This window comes from Streptomyces sp. NPDC058812 (assembly GCF_042744565.1).
GTDB classification, from domain to species: domain Bacteria; phylum Actinomycetota; class Actinomycetes; order Streptomycetales; family Streptomycetaceae; genus Streptomyces; species Streptomyces thinghirensis.
On record NZ_JBHYOB010000017.1, the window covers coordinates 127870 to 141523 of the forward strand.

At 70.1% G+C, this 13654-nt stretch carries 14 protein-coding genes and 2 pseudogenes; 8 read left to right on the forward strand and 8 right to left on the reverse strand.

Annotation, left to right across the window (positions count from 1 at the left end; all coding sequences use genetic code 11):
• Positions 1 to 213: 213 nt before the first annotated feature.
• Both ACFW48_RS29325 and ACFW48_RS29330 read left to right on the forward strand, forming a co-directional pair.
• A complete protein-coding gene (locus ACFW48_RS29325) occupies positions 214 to 1710 on the forward strand; it encodes an alpha/beta hydrolase (protein ID WP_386319666.1) in 1497 nt (498 codons plus the stop codon).
• A 4-nt stretch (positions 1711 to 1714) separates the two neighbouring features.
• Positions 1715 to 2368: a hypothetical protein gene (locus ACFW48_RS29330; RefSeq protein ID WP_386319668.1), complete on the forward strand. Its 654-nt coding sequence runs from the start codon at positions 1715 to 1717 to the stop codon at positions 2366 to 2368.
• Between the two features lie 230 nt (positions 2369 to 2598).
• Here the strand turns inward: ACFW48_RS29330 and ACFW48_RS29335 are convergent, their stop codons facing one another.
• From ACFW48_RS29335 to ACFW48_RS29345, 3 genes are all read right to left on the reverse strand, one after another.
• Positions 2599 to 2847, reverse strand: a complete 249-nt coding sequence (locus ACFW48_RS29335) for a tyrosine-type recombinase/integrase (protein WP_386319805.1) — start codon at positions 2845 to 2847, stop codon at positions 2599 to 2601.
• Positions 2848 to 2958: 111 nt separating this feature from the next.
• Positions 2959 to 3999: an SMP-30/gluconolactonase/LRE family protein gene (locus ACFW48_RS29340; RefSeq protein ID WP_386319670.1), complete on the reverse strand. Its 1041-nt coding sequence runs from the start codon at positions 3997 to 3999 to the stop codon at positions 2959 to 2961.
• Between the two features lie 142 nt (positions 4000 to 4141).
• A complete protein-coding gene (locus tag ACFW48_RS29345) occupies positions 4142 to 4966 on the reverse strand; it encodes a helix-turn-helix domain-containing protein (protein WP_386319672.1) in 825 nt (274 codons plus the stop codon).
• A gap of 96 nt (positions 4967 to 5062) precedes the next feature.
• Between ACFW48_RS29345 and ACFW48_RS29350 the strand changes: the two genes are divergently transcribed.
• From ACFW48_RS29350 to ACFW48_RS29360, 3 genes and pseudogenes are all read left to right on the forward strand, one after another.
• A complete protein-coding gene (locus ACFW48_RS29350) occupies positions 5063 to 5884 on the forward strand; it encodes a hypothetical protein (RefSeq protein ID WP_386319674.1) in 822 nt (273 codons plus the stop codon).
• Between the two features lie 252 nt (positions 5885 to 6136).
• Positions 6137 to 6493: an abortive infection family protein gene (locus tag ACFW48_RS29355; protein ID WP_386319676.1), complete on the forward strand. Its 357-nt coding sequence runs from the start codon at positions 6137 to 6139 to the stop codon at positions 6491 to 6493.
• Between the two features lie 555 nt (positions 6494 to 7048).
• Positions 7049 to 7212: pseudogene (locus ACFW48_RS29360) on the forward strand (pirin family protein); the annotation flags it as partial.
• 461 nt (positions 7213 to 7673) lie between these two features.
• Here ACFW48_RS29360 and ACFW48_RS29365 read toward each other — a convergent pair.
• The 3 genes from ACFW48_RS29365 to ACFW48_RS29375 all read right to left on the reverse strand — a co-directional run bounded on the left by ACFW48_RS29365 (position 7674) and on the right by ACFW48_RS29375 (position 10841).
• Complete coding sequence (locus ACFW48_RS29365; protein WP_386319678.1) at positions 7674 to 9122, reverse strand: alanine/glycine:cation symporter family protein; 1449 nt, start codon at positions 9120 to 9122, stop codon at positions 7674 to 7676.
• Positions 9123 to 9250: 128 nt separating this feature from the next.
• On the reverse strand, positions 9251 to 9859 hold the full coding sequence (locus ACFW48_RS29370; protein WP_386319681.1) for a class I SAM-dependent methyltransferase: 609 nt from the start codon (positions 9857 to 9859) through the stop codon (positions 9251 to 9253).
• Positions 9860 to 10151: 292 nt separating this feature from the next.
• Positions 10152 to 10841, reverse strand: coding sequence for a 2-phosphosulfolactate phosphatase (locus ACFW48_RS29375; RefSeq protein ID WP_386319684.1), 690 nt, complete (start codon positions 10839 to 10841; stop codon positions 10152 to 10154).
• A 147-nt stretch (positions 10842 to 10988) separates the two neighbouring features.
• Between ACFW48_RS29375 and ACFW48_RS29380 the strand changes: the two genes are divergently transcribed.
• The 3 genes and pseudogenes from ACFW48_RS29380 (at position 10989) to ACFW48_RS29390 (ending at position 12852) form a co-directional block, all read left to right on the forward strand.
• Positions 10989 to 11333, forward strand: a complete 345-nt coding sequence (locus ACFW48_RS29380; RefSeq protein ID WP_386319685.1) for a helix-turn-helix domain-containing protein — start codon at positions 10989 to 10991, stop codon at positions 11331 to 11333.
• A gap of 17 nt (positions 11334 to 11350) precedes the next feature.
• Positions 11351 to 11859: pseudogene (locus ACFW48_RS29385) on the forward strand (SDR family NAD(P)-dependent oxidoreductase).
• Between the two features lie 102 nt (positions 11860 to 11961).
• A complete protein-coding gene (locus ACFW48_RS29390; protein WP_386319687.1) occupies positions 11962 to 12852 on the forward strand; it encodes a GNAT family N-acetyltransferase in 891 nt (296 codons plus the stop codon).
• 66 nt (positions 12853 to 12918) lie between these two features.
• On the opposite strand, the gene ACFW48_RS29395 is transcribed toward ACFW48_RS29390, so the two are convergent.
• Both ACFW48_RS29395 and ACFW48_RS29400 read right to left on the reverse strand, forming a co-directional pair.
• Entirely contained in the window at positions 12919 to 13314 is a 396-nt protein-coding gene (locus ACFW48_RS29395; RefSeq protein ID WP_386319689.1) for a hypothetical protein, read from the reverse strand.
• Positions 13315 to 13416: 102 nt separating this feature from the next.
• Positions 13417 to 13542: a hypothetical protein gene (locus ACFW48_RS29400; protein ID WP_386319691.1), complete on the reverse strand. Its 126-nt coding sequence runs from the start codon at positions 13540 to 13542 to the stop codon at positions 13417 to 13419.
• Positions 13543 to 13654 lie beyond the last annotated feature (112 nt).

Consider the following 13654-nt stretch of genomic DNA (forward strand, 5'->3'; position numbering starts at 1 on the left):
TGTCCTTCGACCAGAGTCGAATCACCGTCTCGACTCTGGTCGAAGGCGATTCGAGCCGCCGGGCTGATGTGCCGGCGGCGTCGCACGGACAGACTCGTCGAGGCGGTCGGGATGGTGATCACAGCCCTGTCCGCCCATGCGGTGATCCGCGGCGGGGCCCGTCCCAAGCACGCCCGTTCCGGCGCCCCCGTGCACCCATCAGGAGGACATCAGATGCACCGAAACTTGTCCCTCGCCATCGCCGCGACCGCGGTGGCGGCGACCACGATTCCAGGAGTGGCGGTGGCGGCGACGCCAGACTCCGTGCGGTGGGGCCCGTGCTCGGAGAAGGCCGCCTCGGAAAAGGTCGCGGTCGCCTCGGAGAAGGCCGCCTTGCCCCGTCTGGAGTGCTCGACGTTCGAGGTCCCGCTGGACTACCGGGATCCGGACGGCCGGCAGATCGAGATCGCGATCTCCCGGCTGGCGAGCAAGAAACCCTCGCAGCGCCGCGGCGTGCTGCTGACCAGTCCGGGCGGGCCCGGTATCACGGGGCTCGGCTACCCGGCCGTTCTCGCCGGCTCAGGGCTGCCGCAGGAGGTGCTGGACTCCTACGACGTGATCGGCTTCGACCCGCGCGGCGTCGGCCGCAGCACGCCGGTGACCTGCGATCTGACACCGGAGCAGCAGGCACGCGGCAACGTCCCGCCGTACGCGCACACCGCGGCCGATGTCGCGCGGGAGGCGCCGAACGCGCGGGCCGTCGCCGAGCAGTGCGCCACCTCACGGACGGCGTGGATGCTGCCGCACACCACCACCGTGAACATCGCGCGCGACATGGACCGGATCCGGGCAGCGCTGGGCGAGCCGAAGCTCTCGTACCTCGGCGCCTCCTATGGCAGCTACCTCGGTGCGGTGTACACGACGATGTTCCCGAAGCGCAGCGACCGGATCGTGCTCGACAGCAACCTGGGTCCCGGTGGTTACGACGTCACGGCCATGCGGTTGTTCGCCCGTGGAATGGAGGACCGGTTCCCGGACTTCGCGGCCTTCGCGGCCGCGCATCCCGAGTACGGGCTCGGCACCACACCGGAGCAGGTGAGGGCGAAGTTCTTCGATCTCGCGGAGCGGTTGGAAGCGAAACCGGTCGAGGGCTTCGACGCGACGTCGTTCCGCGGGATCACGTTCGACCGCCTCTACAGCGATGCGGACATGCCCCTGGTGGCCAAGACCTGGCAGGCACTCGACACGGACCAGCCGCCGCCGCCCATCCCGCCGTTTCCGAACATGGAGAACTTCATGGCCGCCCGCTTCTCAGTGATATGCGGCGACAGTCGCTGGCCGGAGACGGTCCGGGAGTATCAGCGCAACGTCGCGGTCGACCGGCTGAAACACCCCATGTTGGGCGGGGCCACGGCCAGCATCGGACCGTGCGCGTTCTGGCCGGACAAGCGGGTCGAACCGCCGGTGCGCATCGGTGATCGGGGCCCGTCGAACGTGCTCATGGCGCAGAACGAGCGCGACCCGGGGACACCGCTGGCCGGTGCCCAGAAGCTGCGGCGGGCGTTCGGGAAGCGGGCCACGATGGTGACGGCCGACCAGGGCGGGCACGGTGTCTATCCGTTCGGCCCCAGCACGTGCGCGAACGACGCGGTGACCGCGTTCCTGACCACTGGGCAGCGCCCGTCGCAGGACCTCGCCTGTGCGGCGGAACCCAGCAAGCAACAGGAGTAGAGGCATGCTCAAGGAGTGGCGGCACCGTCGGGCCGTGCAGCGGGTCAAGCCCGGGGACGGGCGACCGTTGAAGCGATTCCGGTGGTGGCAGATGCTTACCCGCGCACTGTTCCGTCTCCGGCTGATGAACGAAGACGGCCGGCAGATGGTCTACGCCGTCGACGTCAAGCATCAGAATCGATCGGAAGGCTACGTCAAGGCCCACCTGTACCTCGATGGCAGGCATCACGCCGAGTCCAAAGTCCCCGCCGTCTTCCCCGTCCAGGGCGGAACCGTCGAAGTATGGACGAGCAGCTTCGGGCTCAAGCGCTGCCACTACGTCACCGCCGAGGGGACCGAGCACCAACTCATCCCGGACCCCGCCTCCGCCGAGGGGCGCCGCGCGCGCCTCGACCGCGTGCACCCCGCGCTGAGCCGCTGTATGGGTTTTCTCTCGTCGATCGCGCTCGTCATCGGCCTGGTTCTCCTGATCCTTCAGCTCGCCGAACAGGTCACCCGGGCACCGGAGGGCGTCGCCCAGTACGTCGGGACGTTTACCTCGCCCATTGATCTGTCGGCATGGGGCAACGTCGTGGTCGGGCTCGTTACCGTGGCGGCCAGCACGGAGCGGGCGCTGCGGCTGCGCTACAACTGGCTGCTCGACGGCGGGGTGGGCTGACCCCGCTTCTTCGGACCGGTCGTGGCGGGTCAGCAGGGGTACCCGGCCTCTCGGCTGCCAGGATGGCGAGCGGGCCACGATGCGTGTCTCGGTACGGCGCGGCGGTGTTGCCACGGCGGTGATGCGATGAAGCTGCGTGCCGGCGTCCGGTGGGCTTGGCCTGCCGCTTACGCTCCGGAGTACGCGGCGACGGAACGGCCGCCGTATCGGCTACCAGATGGACGATCGGCTCAGGTTTCATGATGGCTTCCCCCGGCTTGCGTGATCTTCTGCCAGTCCGCGCACGCGCGCAGTTCGGCGTCCTCGGTCACGTTGGCGTACGTGTTGATCGTGGTCTGGATGTCCGCGTGACCGAGCCTCCGACTGACCACGTGCATCGGCACGCTGGACAGCACCGGGGCCGAGGCGTGGGTGTGCCGGTACCAGTGCGGTGTCATGTCCGGCGGCAAGCCGGGTACATCCTTCTTCCGCGCGGCCAGGTGCTTGTAGGCGCTGTCCGGCCGGAGCGGGTGCTCGTCGGAGACCGAAGCGCGCGGTTCGCCCTCGCGGGAGTGGACGCGGCGGTGTGCGCAGGGGGGACTGTCCGTTCGTCACGGCGTCCGAAGGCTGGAGATCGTGAACGGCAGCGTCCGCGGCGGCAGTCCCGCGGACCAGCGGTCGTACTGGCTGTTGACGACCAGCAGACGCCCCGTCGTGGTGAGGGCCGCGGCGCTCGGGTGCTGAAAACCACCGGGCGGGACGAGGGACGCGATCTGCCTGCCCTTGGACAGGTCTTCGTCCAGTTCCAGGACGGCGACCCGCGATTCGGCGTCCGGGTCCGCGTAGAGGTTGCCCTGGGTGACGTAGAGGCGGCCGTCTCGCCAGACCATGCCGTCGCCGCTCAGGAGGGTACGGCCACCGAGGTCGACCTCGTCTGCGACGCCGGTGGAGCGGTCGATGCGCCACAGGCGTCCGGTGTTGCTTTGGATGGTGAGCAGGTGATTCCCCACAGCCACCACTCCGTTGAGGTTGTGCTGGTCGTCGATCCAGTCCACGGCAGTGTCCTCGACGTCGAGCCAACGCTCCAGCGTCCACCGTCCTTGGCGTTCTTGCGCGCGGTAGATGACGGGCAGGAAGGAGTCGGTGATGTAGGCCGTGCCGTCGTCCGCGACGGTGACGTCGTTCATGAACCCGCCGGGCACACCGCGCAGTTCGGCGAGGAGTTCACGCGTGGCCGTGTCATAGACCCGCATCGCTCCGGTGTCCGCCCCGTTGACATACAGACGCCCCTTGCGGTCCACGGTCATTCCGGCGGTGACGGAACGCCCGTCCTGCCCGTCGGGTGACCAGACCTTCGCCTCGGAGCTGCCCAGGTGACCTCGGTACAGAGTGCCGTCCTGCGCACTGCCCACATAGAAGTGGCCGGTGCGGGGGTCGAGGGCCAGGCCGGTGGGGAAGGCACGGTCGCCAGGGACGACGTAGTGGTCCGGCAGGGAAGATGCCTGGGCGGCCGGGGCGACGGGAGGGGCGGGAGCGAGGGTCAGGGTGAGAGCGAGCGTGGTGGCCGTCGCCAGGACGAGACGGCGTTGCCATGAGGCCACCGGCCTCGGTCCGGGCCGTTCGGCGGCCGAGCCGCGCGTGGGCATACGCATGGGTTTCCTCCGTGGCCGTTGCTGGTCGGACACCCATCGTCGGTCCTGCGGGCCCGGCCTGCGGTCGCACTGTGGTACCGGGGGTTCAGCTGACACCCGATCAGGTCCAGGGTGCCGCGCCCCCCGTGTGCGCGCCGCGTCGTCAGACGGTCTTGGCCAGGGTGCGCAGCGCTTGCTCCTCGGCGGAGCCCGGGGTGCCGGTGTACACGAGCAGACTCTGCTCCGGATCTTGTGGAAAGTGGGTGATCTCGTACGAGAGGGTGAGCGGACCGAGCTCCGGGTGGTCCATGCGCTTGAGCCCATGCGCCTTGGTGCGCACCGTGTGCAGCGCCCAGTAGCGCCGGAACTCTTCGCTGTGCTCCTTGAGTTCGTCCACGAGCAGCCGCAGCTCGGTGTCCTCCGGGAAGCGGCCCGCCGCGATGCGCAGATGTCCCACGGCCTCCCGGGCGACCATGTCGAGGTCCGGGTAGCGGCTGCCGATCTCCTTGTTGAGCAGATGCAGGCGGCAGAGGTTGCGCTCGGCCGGGGGCAGTCGGCCGAAGTCGGTGATGAGGCCGCAGGCGGGTCGGTTCCAGGCGAGTACCTCCATGCGGCGGCCGATGACGAGTGCCGGCGCGTCGATCCAGTCGAGGAGCCGCCGCACCCCCGGCCGGACGGTTGCCTCGTGCGGTGTCTCGGTGACCGGCTTGCGCGGCCGGGCGAGCCGGAAGAGATGGGTGCGCTCGTCCTCGTCAAGCCGCAGCGCGTCCGCCACCGCGTCGAGGACCGCGTCGGAGACACTGCGGTTGCGCCCCTGCTCCAGGCGTACGTAGTAGTCGACGCTCACGCCCGCCAGATGCGCCAGCTCCTCCCGTCGCAGTCCCGGGACCCGGCGCAGTCCCGAGCCCGAGGCGTAGCCGACGTCCTCCGGACGGATGCGGGCCCGCCGCGAGCGCAGGAAGTCCCTCAACTCTCCATGCAGAACCATGCGTTCATTGTGCCGGTCCCTGGGGCGGCTGGTCCCTGGGTGCGGCGTTCCCCAGGCACGGCAGAGGGGCGAGAGCGCGGCCGGCGGCGGGTGAGCATGGGCGTACAGACGCCCCCGGAACTGCTGGAGTGGACCATGCGTATGCGCACACGGCTGGGTTCGATGACCGCGGCGGCAGCCGCGCTGCTGATGATGGCGGCGCCCGCGGACGCCTCCCCCGCTTCTGAGCCCGACCCCGCGCCGGGCGGACCGCAGCGTGCCCACGAGCCGGATGTGGAGGGGCAGCGCAACATCGACACCCTCTCGGTGTCGGTCGCTTCGGACGGCGGTGCGCGCAACGGGCTGCGGGTGGGCTTCCACCGCACCAGCCGCACGGAGCCGGACGGCCCGCCCGCTGCCGCCCGCCGGTTCGTGTTTCTCTTCGACGACTCGCTCGCCTTCCGTCCGGAGGCGTTCCCGGTCTGCCCCCGGGGGGTGATCGAAACGCGTGGAGTGGCAGGCTGCCCCCCGAACTCGCAGGTGGGCAGGGGCACCGCCCACGCGTATCCCTCGGGTGTGTCGGAGGTCTTGGCCTTCAACACCCGGCATGCCAACGGGCTGCGGGGCGCGCTCGTGGTGATTCCTTCGACCGGCACAATCCTGGAACTGACGTGGGAAAAGGTCACGCCGTACTACCAACGGCTGGGCTACCGCTGGGCCCTGGACGAAATCCTGCCGCCGACGTCCGTCCCGCCCGGGCAGCGCGTGGGCACCTCCCGTTTCGAGCTGGTCTGGGGCGCGGTTCGCCGGTCGGGCGAGCGTGCCGTCAGCTTCGCCGAGAGCAGGGCGAGGCCCGGCGCGGAGCTGAGGTTCGGGCTCTGGAGCGAGTTCGTCACGGGCCAGGTCGTGCTGCCCCGTGCCACGGCGGTACGTCCGTGAGCGGATCGGGCCTCGTGGACCGGGGCGGGCTCCACGACCGTGCGGACGCACCGGCACGCGGGCGGCGCCGCACCGGTCCACCACTGGTGCCGGCGTAAAGACTCTGCGGGCGGCCAGCAGGGCGTACCGGTCGGGCAGTTACCGGTCGTCGGGGTCGGCGGGCGGCGTCCGGCCGGTGTCGGTGCGGACGTGGGCAGGTCGGCGTCAGCCCCGATTGGCCGGCGGGACGTGGCGTAGGCGTGGTCGGAGCTCATGTCGGCGTTCCGCCGGGGGAGGGACGCTGCCAGGCAGCTCATCGAGGCGACGGCCAAGACGGCTCTGCGTGAGCTGGGCGTGCCTATCGACAAGAACCCTGCCCTGCCCGCTCTCGTCAACACGGTGCGGAAGGCGCTGAAGCCCGACGCCGGTTCGGCTCCCGACGGGCCTGACGGCAGAAAGGCCGTCAAGAAGATCCTCTCCGGCTCGGTGAACATCGCTGTCGGCGTTGCCGAGCTGCGCAACCAAGGCTTCGGAAGCCGTCACGGAATGGCGAGTGCGCCGTCAGGGCTAGGGCGAGCTGCGCGGGTGAGGGGATCACCACCCGCTTGGGGTCGTACTGCGGCGGCTTGATCCCGGCGACCGGGTTGTCGTCGAACAGGCCCAGCCGGTTCGTGTCCAGCAGGATCGCCTTCAGCTTGTCGAACGCGTTAGCCTGCGCCGCCAGGCCGGCCCCGTCGCGTTCCAGGGTCTGGAGGAAGCTCTCGAGGACCTTGTGGTCGGAGGTGTTCATCCGCCGGCTGCCCAGCAGCGGCAGCAGGTGGATGTTCAGCAGCGACTCCAGGTGCACCCTCGACGCCGGCCCCAGATCCCGCCGCCCGGCCTTCCATTCGCCGGCGTACTCCTGGAACCGCATCGCCCCGTACCTCGCCATCCGGTCCGCCTTCGCCTGGCCCCCGCGGCGCGGCCTTCTTCGCGTTGTGTATCTCCGTCAAACGCGCGATCGCCTTGTCCTGGGTCGAAAACCCGGACTCCTTCACCTGCTTCCCTGAAAGACGAACCCATCCGACGAACCAAGGCAGCAGTGGAACCCACGATTGACGACTCCTCCGGAACCGATGCTGAAGGTTTGCTAACCGTTGGCGGTCCGGAACGCCGCTGACCTGCGCAAGGCGCACAGGCTTCGCTATGTTCGGGAACTGGATCGGACGGTCGCAGGACGAGATCGTGCAGGCGCGGCGGGACTGGATGAGGGGACCCGGTTCGGAGAGGTCAAGGGCTACGACGGGGACCCGTTGCCCGCCCCCGCGCCGCCTCCGGTACCGCTGAAGCCGCGTGGAAGAGTCCGTTGACCTGCGGGAGGGTGTGTCCGTCTGCGGGTGGCTGTGGCAGGACACTCGCCAACCCTTTGCCAACTCTACTGGCGCGTCATCAGATGACGGCGGAGTTCGTGGCGCACCTCTGTCACGGTGGCGTTGTCGTCGCAGGTTGCGTGGCCACCGGATGGATCACGAACCGGCGGGCGACCGTCGCATGGCCTGGCGCACGCATTCGCTGCCCGGCCCGCCACCGTGCGGAGGTTCTACAAGCACTGCGACCGCTGTAGCGGTGAGGCCAGGGGTGCTGTGTTGCCTCCTGGAGGGTCAACGCCGGCGGGAACGTCACGTTCACCGGCCCCCACCGCGCTCGATGGCGCAGCGGGCCGTGCACCCTTTCGCGCCGCGGCCGCGTCCGGCCCCGTGACGCCCGAGGGCGGCACCCTTCCAGGATGCCGCCCTTCGACGTGTACGGGTCGTGCCGGGGTTCGTTCGGGTCAGAGTGAGCCTGCCGGCGTCCGCTCCTTCGGGGTGGAGTCCTCGTCCGACGGGCCCCAGCATTCCACCTCGCCGCGCAGGCCCGGCACCTGGTCCTTTCGGAAGACCGGGTCGAGGCCCTGGCTGCGCTGGGCCGTGTAGTCGTCGAGGAGGCGGAAGGCGACCGCACCGAGGGGGATGATCGCGATCAGGTTGACCAGGACCATCGCGCCCATCGTGACGTCCGCGAGGCTCCAGACCAGCGGGACCGAGCCGATCGCGCCGAGGACGGCGCAGGCGATGACCATGGCGCGGTACGAGCTCATCACGCTCTTGCTGCGGGTGATGAACTGGATGTTGGACTCGCCGTAGTAGTAGTTACCGATCATGGAGCTGAAGGCGACCATGAAGACCACCAGGGTCAGCAGGTGCCCCGCCCAGTCGCCGAGCGCGCTGGTGAAGGCGGCCTGCGTGACGTCCGCGCCGCCGCGCTCACCGAGGGTCGGGTTCGCGGACAGGATCACGAAGGCGGTCATGGTGCAGATGACCAGGGTGTCGAAGTAGACGCCGAGGGTCTGGACCAGGCCCTGCTTGACCGGGTGCGTGGTCTCCGCGGCCGCGGCGGCGTTCGGGGCGGAGCCCATGCCCGCCTCGTTGGAGAACATGCCGCGCCGCACGCCCTGCAGGATCGCTGTACCCACGGCGCCACCCGCGACCTCGCGGAAGCCGAAGGCCCCGCCGATGATGTCGCCGAGCATGCCCGGCACGCTGCCGAGGTTGAGGAGCACGATGACCAGGCCGACCAGCAGGTAGAGCCCGGCCATCACCGGGATGATGACCTTGGTGACGGCCGTCAGGCGCTTCACGCCGAAGAACACCGCGAGCGCGAGCAGCACGGCGAGCACGATGCCGAGGACGGGGTTGAACCAGGAGGCGTCCGAGCCGAAGGAGCCCTTCGTGGCCACCGTGATGGTGTTGGACTGCACCGCGGTCAGCACGAACCCGAACGTCAGCGTGATCAGAACGGCGAAGACCACGCCGAGCCAGCGCATTCCGAGCGCCTTCTGCATGTAGTAGGCCGGACCACCTCGGTACGTACCGGGCTCGGTGTCGCGCACCTTGTACAGCTGGGCCAGGACCGACTCGACGAACGCCGAGGCACCGCCGACCAGCGCCATCATCCACATCCAGAAGACGGCTCCGGGGCCGCCCATGGTGATCGCGGTGGCCACGCCGGCGATGTTGCCGGTGCCGATCCGCGCGGCGGCGGAGATGGTGAAGGCGCCGAAGGGGCTGACGCCGGACTGCGGCTTGTCCTTGAAGACCCGGAACATCTCCGGGATCAGGCGGATCTGCACGCCCTTGGAGCGCAGCGTGAACCAGACGCCGGCGACGGCGACCAGCGGAATCAGCAGATATGTCCAGAAGGCGTCGTTGAGGTCGACGACCCAGGCTTCCAACGTGCTCATGCGAATGCTTCCCGGTTCCTCGTGAGTCGGGGAATCGGCCCGGTTTCCGCATGCGCGTACAGGTCGTGTACGGAACGGATGGTCGGGCCGGGCGGTGCGGAGGTAAACGCTCCGCAAACCCCAGGACTCTAGGCTGGCGTCGCCGTCCCTGCATATGGTTCCTGAAAGTGCTCTATCTCACATGAATGCCACACATGTGAGAAGCCGCCGGCCGAAGCCGTCGTCAGAGCTGGTCGCCGACGCCTGCTCCGCAGGAGCGGGGGCGAGAGTGGGTGAGCCGGGACGGGGCGCGGCGCACCCCGAGGATCATGGGCGGCGGGCGATCCAGATGGTGCGGGTGCAGGGGGAAAGTCCATCTCGGTGACGGCGATGAGCCCGCCCGGCCGCAGCCGCTCGAAAGCCTGGGCGAAGGTGCGGGCGGGGTCGGCCACGTGGTGCAGGAACGCGGCGGCCCGGATCAGGTCGTACGGCCCGCCCTCACCGATCTCGGTCCAGGGGTCGTCGATGTTCGCCTCCAGCGTGCTGATCCGGTCGGCGACGCCGTGCGCGGCGGCCTGCTCGTGCGGGCGGTGCAGCAGCTGCGGAGAGATGCCCACCGCCGTCACCTGCGCCGCGGGGAACTGGCGGGCGAGGGCGAGGGCGAGGCTGCCGGAGCCGGGACCGCTGCCCAGATCCGGGATCCGGGCCGGGGGTGGGGTGGGCGAGAGGGTTGCGGCGGAAGTAGAGAATGCGGTCATGGCGATATGCAAGAAGTGCCGTGCGCGAAAGCGCAGTTGGCCCCGTTCCTGCTCCCGGTGCCGGTCCGAGGTGGACCGGACGGACGCTGCTGAAACCGCCGCTGAAATCGCTGTGGAGGGAGGACTGCTCGGTTGGATCTGGCGAGGAGTCATGGCAGTTGTGCGGCTGGTGCTGCGCACGCTCAACTGACCGGGCCGAGCGGACACGATCCGACCGACTGATGGCGTACCTCTCGGCTGCTTCCCGACCACCCGCCAGGTCGGTGGAGCGGTACCGGGCAGCGGTAGTGACTCAGTCGACTACCGCGGGCACCGCGACGGGACGGAGCACCGTCAGAGACTCTTCCCGGCGAGCCATCATCGCAAAGGGGAACCTGTCGATTTCCAAGCAGAGATCGACATCGTCCTGGTGGTATCCGCTCCGCAGCCCACCGGCGAGGTCGGCCGCGGCACGAGAGGTCCTCGCGCGGTGGAGATACGGGGCCGCCTCGACGTCGCCTCCGGCCATGGACCGGCCGATGTACTCAGCGCAGGCCAGGTCCTCGTCGGCCTGGCCTCCCTCGCCGGTGACAACGAACGTCACCGGGCCGGGCTCCTTGGTTCGCAGGAACCGCGCGGTCGGGCCGGCCACCACAAAACTCGCGCACAGGACCAGCGGTGCGTTCGCGACGGCCAGCGCGCCCACGGTTCCAGCCGTCGTCTTCTGCACCAGCGTGCGGCCGGCGAAATCGCATGACCTGAGCAAGCCAGGTGAGTTCACCGCGTCGAAGCCCGCCGCTGGAGGTCCGTCCTTCAGGGCCAGCCAACCCGAGCGGCTCTCCTTCAGGGCGAGTGCCTCACTCTCCGTCGAGGCCAGGACGATCCTCTCGACGCCACGTGAGAAGGCCCAGGCAGCCACGGTGAAGGCGCGCATGACGTCGATGACGACAGCAATACGGGGAACGCCGGTCAACTCCGGTATGCCAACGAAGTGATGGTCCATCGCACCATTCTGTCGCTCTTGGATCATCCGAGGGGCACGAACGCTCGGGAGCCGAGCACCGGCTCGGTACCGCGTCCATGTGGGTGGGAGCAGCCCACCCACCCTCGGAGCTCGTCCGGCGGCGCTCCCCGGCCTAGCCTCGTATGCGTGAACACTTACCCGGAGAACCCGCCCGGGCAGTTCCTGCGGGCCCGCCGCGAGCTGCTCCGGCCCGAGGACCTCGGCATGCCGGCCGGCGGCCGCCGCCGCGTGACGGGACTGGGCCGCGAGGAGGTCGCACAGCTCGCCGGCGTGAGCACCGACTACTATGTACGGCTGGAACAGGGACGCGAACGTCACCCCTCGATCCAGGTGGTCGACGCGCTGGCCCGGGCGCTTGGGCTGGCGGAGGACGCGGCCGCACACCTGCACCGGCTGGCGCTCCCGTCGCCCGGGAAGCGGCGCCGGACTGCCCGGCACGAGCACGTCAGCCCGCACCTGCTGAACACATGATGGCGGCCTGGCAGCAGATGCCGGCGCTGGTGCTGGACCGCTGTCTGAGCGTGCTGGCGGCCAACGCCCTCGGCAGGGCCCTGTTCGACGGCCACACCCACCGCGACGACCTGTTGCGGCTGGTGTTCCTCGACCCGGACGCCCGTGACTTCTACCCGGACTGGGACCGGGTGGTGACCAACACCGTCGGCGGACTGCGCGCGGCCGTCGGTACGGACCACGACCCCGCCTATCAGGTGTCGCCGACGGCGGCGGTCTACTGCGCCACGAAGTACGCCGCCCGGGCCGTCACCGAGGGCCTGCGTCAGGAGCTCGACCCGAGCATCCGCGTCACGACGGTTTCCCCCGGTGTCGTGGACTCGGCGCTCGCCGAATCGATCAGCGACCCGGCCGCGCGGGAGACGATGCGGACCTACCGGGCGAACGTGATCCCGACAGCATCGCCGGCGCCATCTCCTACGCGACCGGGCAGCCGGCCGACGTGGACGTCAACGAGCTTGTCATCCGCCCGGCCAGGCAGCGATGAGGCGGACCCCCGGCGATTCGGCAAGCTCGGCACCAGTGGTCCATGCCCATCAGGAAACCCCGTACCGCTCCCCGGAGACGAGTGTCTGCGGGATCATGAACCATGCGTCCGGATGCCTGGCACCTCACCGAAGACCTTGACGACTTTCTCGCCCGGGCCGGAGACTTCCTCCGCTCGCGCCCCGTCCTGCACAACACACCGCTCACCGTGATGGAGAAGTGGCGGACCCGTCCGGGCGCGTTCGACCCCGGTACCGTCCTTTTCGGTCGGCTGGAGTCGGAAGGCGAGACCCAGGCGATCTTCTTCCGCCCGCCGACCCGGCGGCTGACCCTCACCCCGCTCTCTCCCGAACGGGCCGACGCCCTCGCCGTCCGCCTGCACGGCCTCGGCCGCACTCTCGCCGGCGTCACCGCGGACCACGACACCGCCACCGCGTTCGCCGAGGCCTGGCAGCGGCACACCGGCGCGGCGCCGACGCTCCGCGTCCGGATGCACCTGTACCGCCTCGGCACGCTCACCCCGCCGGAGCCGCACCCGGAGGGCCGCGGCCGGCTCCTGGGCGAGCAGGACCACGAGGACCTCATGCGCTGGTGCCGTGAACTCGCCGCAGACCTCGGGGAGCCCGTCACCATCGACGCCGGCTCCTGGGCCGACACGCGCTTCGCCGGGAAGCGCTACACCTTCTGGGAGACGCCGGACGGCACCCCCGTCTCCATCGCGGGCGTGAACCCGTTGGTCGCCGGGATGGTCCGGGTGGACCCCGTCTACACCCCGGCCCACCTCCGCGGGCGTGGCTACGCGGCCGCCGTGACGGCCGAGGTGAGCCGGGCCGCGCTCACCTCGGGCGCCACCGAGGTCGTGCTGTACACGAACGCGGCCAACCCCACCAGTAACGCCCTCTACCAGCGCCTCGGGTTCCGCCGGGTCACCGACTGGGCCCCGTACGACTTCGCGTACGCCGAACCGCAAGCTGGTGAGCGCGAGGAACGCTGAGGCCCCCTCGGCCCGCCCCGCCGGTGGTGGCAGCAGACCTGGCGGCGTCGGTCGGACCCGACCAGGTCAGTGGCCGTGGGGCCGGAGCCACTGCGGTCGGTGGGAGGACGGGCGGCGGTGTCCCGCCGGCTCGCCCGCCGTGCCGCTGCCGCCTTCGCCTTCCATGCGGCCGGCCAGGTCGTCGCGTTCCGCGGCGGCCCGCGTGGCGGCGTCACGGTCCCTGCGGCGCTTCTTGCCGCGGTGGCGCGCCAGCACCGTTCCGGCCAGCAGCATCCACATCCCCAGGCCGAAGATCAGGGTCAGCGCGATACCGCCGAGGAACGCTCCGAGCGTGCTGATCGTGAAGGGATCGCTCCCCAGCAGGGACACCGTGTAGTCCGGACCGCCGGACAGGTTGTCCGCGATCAGTAGCCCCGCGAAGGCGGCGGCGCCCGCCATGAGCAGGAGACCCAGCACCAGCATGGTTCTCACCTCGTCGCACGTGGGTGTACTCCGGACGGGTTGCCAGGAGGACGAAGACAAAACGCGCACATGTGATGCGGCTGCCCTCCGCCGCCGGTGATCTCAGCGGTGACGCCGGGCCTGGACGAGCTGGAGTGCCGCGGGGTTGTCGCCGGCCGGGTCGGTGAGGAGGCGCGTCGCCTCGACCCGGAAGCCGTGCTCGACCCCGTCCACGAGGGCGCCGTGCACGCGGGTGAACGGCGCGATGACCGGGGCCGCAGCCGACGCCGAGGAGCCGCTTGCCGCGGATGTCTCCGAGGAGCCCGGTCCACCCGGTGATGTCGCGGCGCCAGGAATTCCG

Bases quoted from the DNA above. Each gene is read 5' to 3' on its own strand.
- ACFW48_RS29370 (WP_386319681.1), bottom strand. From the start codon at position 9,859: ATGACCGCATTCTCTACTTCCGCCGCAACCCTCTCGCCCACCCCACCC.
- ACFW48_RS29395 (WP_386319689.1), bottom strand. From the start codon at position 13,314: ATGCTGGTGCTGGGTCTCCTGCTCATGGCGGGCGCCGCCGCCTTCGCG.
- ACFW48_RS29365 (WP_386319678.1), bottom strand. From the start codon at position 9,122: ATGAGCACGTTGGAAGCCTGGGTCGTCGACCTCAACGACGCCTTCTGG.
- ACFW48_RS29345 (WP_386319672.1), bottom strand. From the start codon at position 4,966: ATGGTTCTGCATGGAGAGTTGAGGGACTTCCTGCGCTCGCGGCGGGCC.
- ACFW48_RS29330 (WP_386319668.1), top strand. From the start codon at position 1,715: ATGCTCAAGGAGTGGCGGCACCGTCGGGCCGTGCAGCGGGTCAAGCCC.
- ACFW48_RS29340 (WP_386319670.1), bottom strand. From the start codon at position 3,999: ATGCGTATGCCCACGCGCGGCTCGGCCGCCGAACGGCCCGGACCGAGG.
- ACFW48_RS29390 (WP_386319687.1), top strand. From the start codon at position 11,962: ATGCGTCCGGATGCCTGGCACCTCACCGAAGACCTTGACGACTTTCTC.
- ACFW48_RS29350 (WP_386319674.1), top strand. From the start codon at position 5,063: ATGGGCGTACAGACGCCCCCGGAACTGCTGGAGTGGACCATGCGTATG.
- ACFW48_RS29375 (WP_386319684.1), bottom strand. From the start codon at position 10,841: ATGGACCATCACTTCGTTGGCATACCGGAGTTGACCGGCGTTCCCCGT.
- ACFW48_RS29355 (WP_386319676.1), top strand. From the start codon at position 6,137: ATGTCGGCGTTCCGCCGGGGGAGGGACGCTGCCAGGCAGCTCATCGAG.
- ACFW48_RS29325 (WP_386319666.1), top strand. From the start codon at position 214: ATGCACCGAAACTTGTCCCTCGCCATCGCCGCGACCGCGGTGGCGGCG.